Here is a 12,423-nt window from a genome sequence, read left to right as displayed (position 1 = left end):
GGATATCAGTGCTGGACTTGCAGTAGCGCGCTTCCCCCTCGCGCCGCCATGCCCCTGGAGAAAATCAGCAGGCAGGCCATGATCATCAAAATGACGGGAATGTTCAGCAATGCGTAAGTCGACAGGGAGTAGCCGAAGCGCTGGCACAGCACGTTGTAGAGCTGCAGCCAGGCAGCCAGGTAGATGCAGTAAAGCAGGCTCATCGCGGCCGACGTCAAGGTCAGCGATTCCTTGCTCGACGTGATCGCGCACCTGATCAACGCGCCATTAAACAAGCCGAAGCCGATGGAGTAGACAAACATGCAGGCGGCGAAAACATCGATATGGTGACGAGCCGCGCCAGCGCCCAGCATGCCGGCCGCCGCGATCAAACCGCCCATGCGCAGCAAATTCACGAGCGGGAAGTCATTTTTGATTTTTTGAATGGCGATACTGCTCAGAACGAATCCCGACAAGATGGCGCATTGCAGGACGATGTAGGTGGTGTAGGAGGCTTGCATATCCTGCATCACGAAGATGGGAGAAAAACCGATCCAGGCCGTCAGCGGCACGGTGGCCAGTCCGGCGGTGAACATGCCGAACATGAAGCGCCGGTTGCTGAAGATTTTCGCGTAACTTCGGCGGATGGCGGCGTAGTCCAGGAATGGCTGCGTCACCTCTTTTTTCGGCATGAATTTGAACAAGCCGACCAATGAAATCAGTCCCAGCGCGCCGGACATGAAAAACACGTATTTCCAATCCAACTTGCTGATGATCGCGCTGCCGATAATGGGTCCGGCCAGCGGCGCCAATATAGTGGTGCTGGACAGGATGCTGCTGAGCTTGACCGCTTCAATATCGTCGAACAACTCGTGAATCATGGCGTAGCCGACGAACACGAAACAGCAGCCCATCCCCTGGAAAAAGCGCGTGAGCAGAAACTGCTCGATGGACGTGGAAAACGGCACCATCAGCGTTGCCAGCAGAAACAACGAATTGCCTATCAAGATGAGTTTGCGCTTACCGATGTAATCGGCTAAAGGGCCGAGGAAAATCTGCATGGAACTGCCGCCCAGCAGATACAGGCTCAGGGACAAGGGTATGAATTTTTGCTGCGCCCTGAACTCATCGATAATGATCAGCATCGCCGGCATGATCATGTCATTCGACAGATAGATATTGAGTTCATAAACGACGAAAAACGCAAAAAACCAGAGCAGTTGTTTGGACTTTATATACATTGCTTGATCCGTAAATGGGTAGTATCCAGCGCGGCCAGCCGCTGTCAGCATATACCAATTGTATACCAATTTACCTTTTAAGCAATGTTTTTGCCTATTTTAAATGCCAAACTAATACCACATTGGTCGGCTTTACACCTTTCCAGGGGCGATACGTACGTTGCCACACAGTAGGCGAAAAACGTCCGGTAACCCGCACGGGCCAGGCGCCACATGTTACTATTTATGAAATTATCATTGATATAATATTGCATGGGAGAGTATGAGATGAGTATTCGCACGCGTTGTGGTGCACGGGCCAAATTATTGCCGTTGCTTATATCCGCGGGACTGGCCAGCCACGCGGCCCTGGGCGCATCGATCCCATTCCAAACCGAGTTCATGATCGAGGCCGAAGACGGCACGAAAAGCGCGAGCTCTGGATGGCTCGAGAAAACTGGCGCCGGCGCATCGAATCAACGGTTCATGCAAGCGCCGCCCGAGTACAAGGGGGCGCAAGAGGCCGGTACTCCCGGTGAACTGTCTTATCAAGTGCTGATTCCTGCCGCCGGCACTTACAAAATCTGGCTGCGCATGCTGGCAACAAGCGCTACGTCGAATTCCCTCTTTCTGGCGGTAGAGGATGACATGGGATCCAGCGCGTTCAGCGCGACCAGACCGCCCAAAGTGGACGGCGACTGGAAGTGGTTCTATGTAGAGCGCGTACTCAAAGCTGGCGTGAACACTATCAAGCTCGACCGCCACATGGGCGGAGCAGGCATTGACCGACTGATGGTAAGCTCCTTGCCCGCCTTTGTTGCCAGCGGCATGGGCACCAGCCCCGGCATCCCCGCTATCGTGCCACCGGCCGGCCACCCTCGCCTGTTCGCCAGGAATTCCGATCTGGACCGGTTGCGCAGCCAAATGGCGCATCCGGAAATCAAGCCGGCGTGGGAGCGCATGGAAAAAATTGCCGGCGACGCAATCAAGGTCTATCCCGAGGGCAATCTCCCGCTTGCGGAGGCCGGCAAGTCAAATTACAAAAAGGAGTTGCTGGTCGCCATTAAACGCCGAGCCCTGGATTATCTGCTGTACGGCAACCAGATGAACGGAGCGTTGGCCGTCACCCTGATGGAAAACAACCTAAAGACCGTCCGATTCACTGCGGATACCCGCGAAAAAGGCGACACCATCTTGACCAGCGCCATGGTCTACGACTGGTGTTACCCGCTGATGACCGCCGCGCAGCGGACGTACTTCATCGAACGCTTCAAGACGATTGCGCCAACCATGGAAATCGGCTACCCGCCAATCAAACAGGGTTCGTTGGTTGGCCATGGCAGCGAGGCGCAACTGATGCGCGACCAGTTAAGCGCCGGCGTGGCTTTCTACGACGAAGATCCGACCATTTACCAGATCGTCGCCGGCCGCTTCTTCGCGGAATTCATCGAAGCCCGTCATTTCAGCTATCAAGCCCAAAGCCACCATCAAGGCCTTTCTTACGGGCCGGTCCGCTACATGGCCGACCTGTATGCGGCCTGGATCTTCCGTCGCATGGGCGCCGGCGACGTATTCGATCCACTGCAGCAAATGACACCCTATCACTGGCTCTATATGCGCAGGCCCGATGGACAGATGATGCGTGACGGCGACATCTATCAATCCGCTTACATGCGCTATGGCCAGTACTGGTCGGAACCGATCGCTTATCTTTTGCCCGCAAGCTATTACAACGACCCGGTACTGAAACAAGAGCTTGCGCAGCAACTCAGTGTGGTCGAACAAACCACTGGTTTTAGTGTCGAGGACGATATCTGGTACCTTTTGTTTGGCAACACGCAATTGATCCCGCAAACCAGTCCGAAAAACCTGCCTCTCACAAAGTATTTCCCCGACCCGGCAGGCATCATGGTGGCGCGCACGGGCTGGGAAAACGGCGTCAAGCTGGATTCCGGCACGGCCATCGCGAGCATGAAAATCGGCAACGTGCAATACAGGAACCACCAGCACCTCGATGCCGGCCAGTTCCAGTTCTACTACAAAGGCAGCCTGGCCAGCGCATCGGGCATCTACTCGGGCAAGAGCACCGCCAACGGCGTCCCCGGTAGCGCCGACGGCACTACAAGTTTGGAATACGGCAGCACCCACGACAAAAACTACTACAAGCGCACGATCGCCCACAATGCGCTATTGGTGCTTGATCCGAGCGAAGAGTTCCTGGGTTCCGCCAACGACGGCGGCCAGCGCTGGGTCTCGAAATACGAACCATTCTCGCTGCCGGAATTGCTCAACCTGCCGCATCCGGATACCCAGTACAACAGCGACCAGCGCGTGGACAACAGCTCGGTAGTGGCCAGCGTGCTCAGGCACCAGTTCGGCCCGGACGCCGTCAAACCGGAGTTCAGCTATCTGAAAGGCGACCTCACCAACGCCTACACGTCCAAGGTCAGCGAGGTCAAACGTTCCTTCGTATTCTTGAATTTGAACGACCCCGACCATCCCGCCGCCCTAATCGTGTTCGACAAGCTAACCTCCAGCAACAGCGCCTTCACCAAAACCTGGTTGCTGCACACCCAAGCCGAACCGCAGATCACAGGCGATACCGTCACGGTCCTGCGCACCGGCAACGGCTACAACGGCAAGCTGGTCAACCGGACCTTGCTGCCCGCCGCAGACAACACCGCCATCGTCAAGGTTGGCGGCCCGGGCCGCGAATATCTGGTCGGCGACACGAACTACGCCATCTTTCCGAACCATCAACTAAACACCGAGGAAGCGGGATCTTGGCGTGTCGAAGTTTCGCCAAAAACGAAAGCCGGCGCCGATACCTTCTTGAATGTCATGCAGGTGATGGATGCCAAGGTGCTCAATATGAACGGCACGGTCGTTGGCGAAGGCCCCCCTCCATTTGCCACGGCGGCCATTGTGTCGGAGCAGATGAGCGGCGTGACGCTGAAAGACCGGGCGGTGTTGTTCGCCAAGGACGGCGCCGACATCACCGATACGGCCAGCTTCGTGCTGCCGCCTTCGCCCGGCGGCATGAAAGTGTTGGTGACCGACTTGACGCCTGGTATATGGACGGTCGGAAAAGCTGGCGACAGTGCCACGGTCCAGTATGAAGTCCAGCCTGACGAGGGAACTGTATATTTCGTCGCGTCAACGGGCGGAACTTACGTCTTGCAGCGCGGATCGGCCACCGTGCTGCATTAAGGCCGCAGGCGAACCCGGGCCTCAGCGAACGCGGCGGTGCTTGGCGAAGAAGTCGAGCATCATTTTGCTGGCGTCCGGCCCGGCCTTGTCGTTGTAGGTCAGGCTGGGGTCGCCGCCGCTCCAGGCGTGCTCCAGGCGCTCGATCCTGGCCACCCGCAGCAGCAGTTTGCTGCCGACGTGGAAGTCGCGGATCTGGTGCGCGTTGGCCGGGTTGCGGCTGCCGGCCCGCCCCGCCGGCTTCGCCTCGACCGACACCGCCGTCTGCGCCGGCATGCGGTTCAGCAGCAGGCTTTGGCGTGTCAGCTGGGCTTGGTTGACCGGACGCACCACCTTGTCGGCCTCGCCCTGGATCAGGATCGCCGGCAGCGCCGGAAACGCCGGGCGGCGCGCCAGCACGTCGCCGATGGCGTCGTCGACGTGCTGGCTGGCGCCGTGTTGCATCACCTTCAGCGCGCCGATCACGCCGTGGCCGGCGCCATACACCGGCCCGGAATGCAGGCCCACCGCGGCGATCAGTTCGGGATGCGTCAGCGCGACGATGTCGGCCATGCCGGCGCCGGCCGACATGCCGGCAATGTAGACGCGCGAGCGGTCGATGCCATAGCGCTGGGCCACTTGCTCAATGATGCCGACGATCGTGCGGACGTCGCCGCCGCCCTCTTGCGTGGCCTTGTCGTACCATTTCCAGCAGCGGTGGGCATGCGAGCTGAGCGACTGCTGCGGATACAGCACGGCGTAACCCTTTTTCTCCGCCAGCCGGTTCATCCGCGTGCCTTGCGCGAACTGCGGCGCGGTCTGGTCGCAGCCGTGCAGCATCACGACCAGCGGCATGCCCTTGCGCAGCATTGTCGCGGACGGCGCTTTGTCGGGCAAATACAGGTAATACATCATGCGCTTGCCGGGCATGTGCCCGGCTTCGGGCGTCGGCGAATAATAGCTGGCCAGCCACTTTCCGGGCAGCGCCGGTTGCGCGACACGGGCGCGCGGCGCGGCCGCCGGCTTGGCCCGCGACGCGGCGGCAGCGGGCTTTGGCGCCGCCTTTGCCCTCGGCGCCGCCCGTGGCTTCGGCGACGGCGCCAGCGTTGGCTTCGGCGCCAGCGCCAGCGTGGGTTTGGGTTTAGGTTTGGCCTTGGCGCGCGGCTTGGGCGCGGGTGTGCCGAACAGGCTTTGGGCCAGCTTGGTGGCGCTGCGCTGCTGCGCCTTGCCAACGCGCACCAAGCCGCGTAGCCATTGCGTCGAGGCCTTCACCATCGTCGTCTCACCACATTGCCTGGACAATGGGAATCCATCCTGCCGGTAAAAAATGTCATCGCAATCCTCTATCCCGCGTTAGAACCGCACTGTTTCGCCGGCATGCACAAACACCACAATAACGCGAAACAGCGCCGCGCTCGGTACGCTAGCGCTCACAAGGAGCGGGCCAACACGATTGAGGCAGATCAAACGCCGCGGGGTACGAATGCTTATTCTGACTTTTGCAGAACCCCATTCATCAGCGACTCCCGGCGTTTCCGGGCGAATCAATACAAAGGAGGCTGACATGACTTATATGGACCGTGACACCCTTGGCATGTACAAAGGTAGAAGCAGCAGCAGCGGCGGCCCCGGCCCGGAATTAATGGGTTCCGGTACGCTGGTGGGCGAAGATGTTTACAACCACAAAGAGCAAGACCTGGGCGACATCAAGGAAATCATGCTCGACATGCGCACCGGTGAAGTGGCGTATGCCGTGCTGTCGTTCGGCGGCATTCTCGGCATGGGCGAAAAACTGTTTGCCGTGCCTTGGGAAAGCCTGACGCTCGACACCGTCAACAAGCGCTTCCTGCTCGACATCGACAAGGACCAGCTTAAAACCGCACCCGGTTTCGACAAGGACCACTGGCCCGACATGACCAGCGAAGACTGGGCCCAGCAAATCAGGACGTTCTATGGCACCGGATCGCGCAGCGGCGCGGCACACAGCGGCCGGTCGACTTCCGGGGCCGGTAGCTCGGGCGGGATTGCAGGCTAGCGCCAGGTTTTGTAGATACTATGAATGAAGGCGGGTCGGCAAAAGACGCAAATTAATCCTAAAGTGAAGGTTCGAAGAATCAACTTAGGAGAAAATCATGCAACCGACCCGCGCCAACGATTTTACGCCTGAAGTCGAAGTTTTTGCAGTGGCATTAGAGTTGTCGAGCAAGAGCTGGAAAATTGCCTTGCACGACGGAAAGAGAGAGAAGCCGGCGATTCAGACGGTTTCCGGCGAGACAGCGGCGGGGCGCCTCAACGAAACGGTGCAGGAGATTGAGAAGTTCAAGGCAAAGTGGGGCCTGGCCGCCGAGGTACGCACCGTCGTGCTGTACGAGGCTGGTCAGGATGGCTTCTGGATTGAACGCGCCCTCTCGAAGCTGGGCTACGAGGTGGTGATCTGCGACCCTGCCAGCATTCCCGTCGAGCGGCACAAACGGCGGGCCAAGACCGACCGGCTCGACGCGATCAAGCTGGTGCTGACATTGCGGGGCTGGTTGCGTGGCGAGTACGACCGGATGCACGTGATCCGTGTTCCGACGGTGGAGGCCGAGGCGCAGCGGCACGTGGTACGGGACCGCGGCGAGTTGCAAAAGGAAACGCAGCAGCACCGCGACCGGATCCGCAAGCTGCTGCGCACCGTCGGCTGCTGGGATGGCGTCGGCGGCGATGTGGGGCGCGCGGCTGAACAAGCGGGAATTGTGTTGCTACGACGGCGATCCGCTGTCGGCGCAGCTGCAGCAGCGGCTGGAACAGGAGTGCAAACGTTTGGAGTTGGCGCAGCAACAACTGGCCGCGCTGGAAAAAGGGATGGCGGAGCAATTGCCGCCGGAGGTGCGCCAGCGCATTGCCGACCTGGAACGGTTGAAGGCGGTGGGGCCGGTGGGCGCGACGAGGTTGGTGCTGGAGCTGTTCTGGCGCAAATTCGAGAACCGCAGGCAGGTGGGCGCCTGCGTCGGTTTGGTGCCGCAGCCCTACGACAGCGGCGAGAGCCGGGTTGACCAGGGCATCAGCAAGCAGGGCAACCGGCGCGTGCGCGCGCTGTTGATCGAGATGTCTTGGTTCTGGCTGCGCTACCAACCCGACAGCGTGATGACGAAATGGTTCGCCCGGCGCACGCAGGGAGGCCAGAACAAGCGCGGCAAGCGCATCGCCATCGTCGCGGTGGCGCGCAAGCTGGTGGTCGCCCTGTGGCGCTACCTGGAGCATGGGATCGTCCCCGAAGGGGCGCAGTTGAAACGAGCGGCATAAGGGAGTAAGGCGGCACGTTCAGTACCAGCAGTTGGCATTACGTTGAACTACGCAGCAGCAAGGAGTAGGCAGGCCCGTAACCCGACCTGGTTGCCCATGGCAACCGACCCTAGTAGATGGGGCTTGCACGCATCAAGGTCACTAAGCGCAACGCGCATGCAGAATTAGGCTGGGGTAGCAAAACCAGCGGATAGAAGGTGGTGGGACGTGAAGTCTCACGCAATGATGACCGAGAGCTTCGAACTGGGCTGTACGAACGACGAAAGCAAAGCGCTGGCAATGAACGAAGGCCAAAACGAAACAGGTCGGCATGGCGCCAAGCCGCAATATGCGTCATGGCGCCATGGACCAGCATATTTCGGTATCGGCGGCGTCAAGGGTTCGCTTCGCCGGGCTTCGCCCGCCCTTGACCCCGCCGATACCGAAACAAGGGATAGGATAAATTTGCGAAAAACCAGTTGACTTGGAATTCATCATAGAAGGTCGGGTTAGCCCATCGGGCGTAAGCCGACAACGTTGGCCTGGAGCGGCGCGTTCCGCTTTGGCCAACACTGCCGCACTACGCTCCGCCAACCCGACCTACGAGACGCTAACTTAACGCTGCATCGATTCCCACACTTTTTGCAGGCGTTTCGCCGACACCGGCATTGGCGTGCGCAACTCCTGCGCGTACAGCGACACGCGCAGCTCTTCCAGCATCCAACGGAACTCCGTCAGCTTCGGATCGGTGTTCTTGCCGGCCTGGCGGTCCTTGGCGCAGCGCTGGTACAAGGTCGCAGCCTGTTGCCACTCGGCCATCAGCTTGGCGTCGCGGGCGGGGTCGATGCGCAGCTTTTCCAGGCGCACGTTCATCGCCTTCAGGTAGCGCGGGAAGTGCGCGATCTGGCCGTAATCGTTGTCAAGCAGGAAGCGTTTGTTGACCAGCCCTTGCAACTGGCTTTGCATGTCGGCGGCGGCCGGCCCCGGTATGCCCTGCAAGCGCTTCGGCAAACCGTGGAACTCGGTGAGCACCTGCGCCAGCAGGCGCGCGATTTCATTGACCAGCAATACCAGGCGCGACTTGCCCTCGTCCTTGCGCTTGGCGAAAGCGGCGGCGTCGAGCGGCAGCGGATCTTGCAGGCAGGCGATGTCGAGCGCCTTTTGGATGATTTGTTCGCGCAACTCTTCCTGCGAACCCAGCGCCATGAATTGCATGCCCATCTGTTGCAGGCCGGGGATGCTTTTCTCGACGTATTTGAGTTGGTCCTTCATCTGCAACGCGAACAGGCGGCGCAGGCCGACCCGGTGCGTGCGCGCGGCAACGGTCGGATCGTCGAACACTTCCAGGTCGCAATGCGTGAGCTTGTCGACCAGCGCCGGGAAGCCGATCAGGGTCACTTTCCCCTGGACGATTTCCAGCAGCTCCGGCAGTTCGCCGAAGGTCCAGCCGGTCAGGCCCATGTGCTGCGTGACGGTGTTCGCCGCAGCGCCGCCCGCCTTGGCCGCCGCCATGTTGCCGCCGGCGCCGAAGCCCTTGGCGGCGGCCGGCACGTACACCGCGCCGGTCGGCGGCGCGGTCTTCACCTCGGCCATCTTTTGGAACTCCTGGCGCGCCTGCCCGCCGAACTCGGCCTGCAAGGTGGCCAGGTTGCGCCCCATGTCCAACTGGCGGCCGTGCTCGTCGACCACCTTGAAGTTCATGAAGTGATGCGCCGGCAAGGTCTCCGGTTTGAAGTCGGTGGTCAGCACGCTCAGGCTGGTCTGGGCGCGCACGTCGGCGATGATGGCGTCGACCAGGTCGCCGCGGCCGAACACGCCCGCTTCGTGCACCCGTTCGCAGAACTTGGCCGCGTAGTCGGGCAGCGGCACGCAGTGGCGGCGCAGCTTTTGCGGCAGCGATTTGAGCAGCAGATGCACCTTCTCCTTCAGCATGCCCGGCACCAGCCATTCGCAGCGTTCGCGCGGCAACTGGTTGAGCGCGAACAGCGGCACCGACAAGGTGACGCCGTCGCGCAGGCTGCCCGGCTCGAAATGGTAGGTCAGCTGCATTTCCAGCCCCGTCACCGCCATCATTTTCGGGAACAGCTCGGTGGTCACGCCGGCCGCCTCGTGGCGCATCAGCTCGTCGCGGTTGAGGAACAGCAGCTTTGCTTCCTTGGCCGTGGCGTCCTTGTGCCACTTCTCGAAGCCGGCGCCGTTGCACACGTCGGCCGGCAGCAGCTTGTCGTAGAACGCGGCGATCAATTCATCGTCGACCAGCACGTCGAGGCGGCGCGACTTGTGCTCGAGGTTCTCGATTTCCTTGATCAGCTTGTGGTTGTGCGCGAAGAACGGCGCGCGCGTGTCGAACTCGCCGCCTACCAGCGCGTCGCGGATGAAGATTTCGCGCGCCTCGGGCAGGTTGAACTGGCCGTAGTTGATGCGCCGCTGCGCGTACACCACCAGCCCGTACAGCGTGGCGCGTTCGGACGCGCTGACCTGCGCCGAGCGCTTTTCCCAGCGCGGCTCGCCCCAGGACTTCTTCAACAGATGGCCGCCGACCTTTTCCAGCCACTCCGGCTGGATCTGCGCGATGCAGCGCGCGTACAGGCGCGTGGTGTCGACCAGCTCGGCCGCCATGATCCACTTGCCGGGTTTCTTCAGCAGCGAGGAACCGGGCCAGACGTGGAACTTGATGCCGCGCGCGCCCAGGAAGCCGGCGCCCGGCTCGTCCTCGGCCTTGAAGCCGATGTTGCCCAGCAGGCCGGTCAGCAGCGCCGTGTGCAGGTTTTCATAAGTGGCGGGCGCGTCGTTCATGCGCCAGCCCTGCTCCTTGACAATCGTCAAGAGCTGCGAATGGACGTCGCGCCACTCGCGCAGGCGCAGTTGCGACAGGAAATTGGCGCGGCAGTTGTCCTGCAACTGCCGGTTGGTTTTCTTGTGCTCGATGGCGCCTTCGAACCATCTCCAGATCTTGATGTAGCTGAGGAACTCCGACTTCTCGTCGGCGAACTTCTTGTGCGCCTCGTCGGCCGCCTGCTGGTGTTCCATCGGCCGGTCGCGCGGGTCTTGCACCGACAGCGCCGAGGCGATGATCAGCACTTCCGTCAGGCAAACGTTGTCGAGCGCGGCCAAAATCATCCGGCCCACGCGCGGGTCCAGCGGCAGCTTGGCCAGCTTGTTGCCCAGCGCGGTCAGGCGGTTGACCTCGTCGACCGCGCCCAGTTCCTGCAACAACTGGTAGCCGTCGGCGATGGCGCGCGCCAGCGGCGGCTCGATGAAGGGGAAGGTTTCGACGTCGGTCAGGTGCAGCGACTTCATGCGCAAGATGACCGAGGCCAGCGACGAGCGCAGAATCTCCGGCTCGGTGAACTTCGGCCGCAGCAGGAAGTCCTGCTCCTCGTACAGACGGATGCAGACGCCGTCGGCGACGCGGCCGCAACGGCCGGCGCGCTGGTTCGCCGCCGACTGGGCGATCGGCTCGATCTGCAACTGTTCGACCTTGTTGCGGTAGCTGTAGCGTTTTACGCGCGCCAAGCCGGCGTCGACCACGTAGCGGATGCCCGGCACCGTCAGCGAGGTCTCGGCGACGTTGGTGGCGAGCACGATGCGGCGCGCGTTGCTCACTTTGAAGACGCGTTCCTGCTCCTCGGCCGACAGGCGGGCGAACAGCGGCAGGATTTCGACATGCGGCGGATGGTGCTTGCGCAGCGCCTCGGCGCAGTCGCGGATTTCGCGCTCGCCCGGCAGGAACACCAGCACGTCGCCCGAACCGATGCGGCACAGTTCCTCGACGCCGTCGACGACGGCGTCCATCAGGTCGCGCTTCTCGCGCGCGGCGGCGGCCTTGGGCGCCGGCTTGGCGGCGTCGGCGTTACCCATCGGCACGCCGTCGCGTTCGACCGGACGGTAGCGCACCTCGACCTGGTACAGCCGGCCCGACACCTCGATCACCGGCGCCGGCTTCTCGGGCGTGCCGAAATGGCGCGCGAAGCGGTCGGCGTCGATGGTCGCCGAGGTGATGATGATCTTCAAATCCGGCCGGCGCGGCAGCAACTGTTTTAGATAGCCGAGCAGGAAGTCGATGTTCAGGCTGCGTTCGTGCGCCTCATCGATGATGATCGTGTCGTAATTTTTCAACAGCGGATCGGTTTGCGTCTCGGCCAGCAAGATACCGTCCGTCATCAGCTTGACCGAGGCGCCGCGCGTCAGCGTGTCGGCGAAGCGCACCTTGAAGCCGACGGTTTCGCCCAGCGGCGTGCCCATCTCCTGGGCGATGCGCTTGGCGGTCGACGAGGCGGCGATGCGCCGCGGCTGGGTGTGGCCAATCAGGCCCTTCCGGCCGCGCCCCAGCTCCAGGCAAATCTTCGGCAACTGCGTGGTCTTGCCCGAACCGGTCTCGCCGCAGACGATGATGACCTGGTTCGCCTGCAAGGCCTCGGCGATTTCGCCGCGCCGGCCCGACACCGGCAAGTCTTCCGGATAGGTGATCGGCGGCAGCGGATTGCGGAACGGCGCTTCGGCAACGCGCGGCTCGCGCGGCGTGCGCGGCTCGCTGGGCCCGCCCTGGCCTTCCGGCCGCGGCGCGCGCGGCGGCCGTTGCGCCTGCTGCCCCTCCGGCCGCGGCGCGCGCGGCTGCTCCGCCGGCCGCGCGGGCGCGTTTGGCGCCGCGGACGCGGTCGTTCCACTCTGGTCGGAGGCCGAATTCGGGCGTGGGAAAGTAGTCGAAGGCTTATTGCTGGTTTGGGACATTGTTTTTTACAGGTATTTGGGCGCGGACATCGCGCAGCGAATT

At 61.8% G+C, this 12,423-nt stretch carries 6 protein-coding genes and 1 pseudogene; 4 read left to right on the top strand and 3 right to left on the bottom strand.

Going from position 1 to position 12,423, the window contains the following annotated elements; translation table 11 throughout:
• Positions 1-5 precede the first annotated feature (5 nt).
• Positions 6-1,220, bottom strand: a complete 1,215-nt coding sequence (locus JANGC3_RS0123760; RefSeq protein WP_017878989.1) for an MFS transporter — start codon at positions 1,218-1,220, stop codon at positions 6-8.
• Between the two features lie 267 nt (positions 1,221-1,487).
• Between JANGC3_RS0123760 and hepB the strand changes: the two genes are divergently transcribed.
• On the top strand, positions 1,488-4,409 hold the full coding sequence (hepB, locus tag JANGC3_RS29965; RefSeq protein WP_157406853.1) for a heparin/heparin-sulfate lyase HepB: 2,922 nt from the start codon (positions 1,488-1,490) through the stop codon (positions 4,407-4,409).
• 21 nt (positions 4,410-4,430) lie between these two features.
• Here hepB and JANGC3_RS0123750 read toward each other — a convergent pair whose 3' ends face one another.
• The gene (locus JANGC3_RS0123750) at positions 4,431-5,660 is read right to left on the bottom strand and encodes an extracellular catalytic domain type 1 short-chain-length polyhydroxyalkanoate depolymerase (protein ID WP_017878987.1); all 1,230 of its coding nucleotides are present in this window, start codon (positions 5,658-5,660) and stop codon (positions 4,431-4,433) included.
• 289 nt (positions 5,661-5,949) lie between these two features.
• Between JANGC3_RS0123750 and JANGC3_RS29960 the strand changes: the two genes are divergently transcribed.
• The 3 genes and pseudogenes from JANGC3_RS29960 (at position 5,950) to JANGC3_RS32975 (ending at position 8,132) form a co-directional block, all read left to right on the top strand.
• Positions 5,950-6,420 (top strand): PRC-barrel domain-containing protein, encoded by a 471-nt coding sequence (locus JANGC3_RS29960; RefSeq protein ID WP_035787922.1) that lies wholly within the window; start codon positions 5,950-5,952, stop codon positions 6,418-6,420.
• A 97-nt stretch (positions 6,421-6,517) separates the two neighbouring features.
• Positions 6,518-7,670: pseudogene (locus tag JANGC3_RS29955) on the top strand (IS110 family transposase).
• A 222-nt stretch (positions 7,671-7,892) separates the two neighbouring features.
• Positions 7,893-8,132, top strand: coding sequence for a hypothetical protein (locus tag JANGC3_RS32975; protein WP_157406410.1), 240 nt, complete (start codon positions 7,893-7,895; stop codon positions 8,130-8,132).
• Between the two features lie 132 nt (positions 8,133-8,264).
• On the opposite strand, the gene hrpA is transcribed toward JANGC3_RS32975, so the two are convergent.
• A complete protein-coding gene (gene hrpA / locus JANGC3_RS0123735) occupies positions 8,265-12,380 on the bottom strand; it encodes an ATP-dependent RNA helicase HrpA (protein WP_017878983.1) in 4,116 nt (1,371 codons plus the stop codon).
• Positions 12,381-12,423: the final 43 nt, after the last annotated feature.

Source organism: Janthinobacterium sp. CG3 (assembly GCF_000344615.1).
GTDB lineage: Bacteria > Pseudomonadota > Gammaproteobacteria > Burkholderiales > Burkholderiaceae_D > Janthinobacterium.
Note: the sequence above shows the minus strand (reverse complement) of the source record. Positions and strands in the feature narration are given on the sequence as shown.

Bases quoted from the DNA above. Each gene is read 5' to 3' on its own strand.
- JANGC3_RS0123760 (WP_017878989.1), bottom strand. From the start codon at position 1,220: ATGTATATAAAGTCCAAACAACTGCTCTGGTTTTTTGCGTTTTTCGTC.
- hepB (WP_157406853.1), top strand. From the start codon at position 1,488: ATGAGTATTCGCACGCGTTGTGGTGCACGGGCCAAATTATTGCCGTTG.
- JANGC3_RS0123750 (WP_017878987.1), bottom strand. From the start codon at position 5,660: ATGGTGAAGGCCTCGACGCAATGGCTACGCGGCTTGGTGCGCGTTGGC.
- JANGC3_RS29960 (WP_035787922.1), top strand. From the start codon at position 5,950: ATGACTTATATGGACCGTGACACCCTTGGCATGTACAAAGGTAGAAGC.
- JANGC3_RS32975 (WP_157406410.1), top strand. From the start codon at position 7,893: ATGATGACCGAGAGCTTCGAACTGGGCTGTACGAACGACGAAAGCAAA.
- hrpA (WP_017878983.1), bottom strand. From the start codon at position 12,380: ATGTCCCAAACCAGCAATAAGCCTTCGACTACTTTCCCACGCCCGAAT.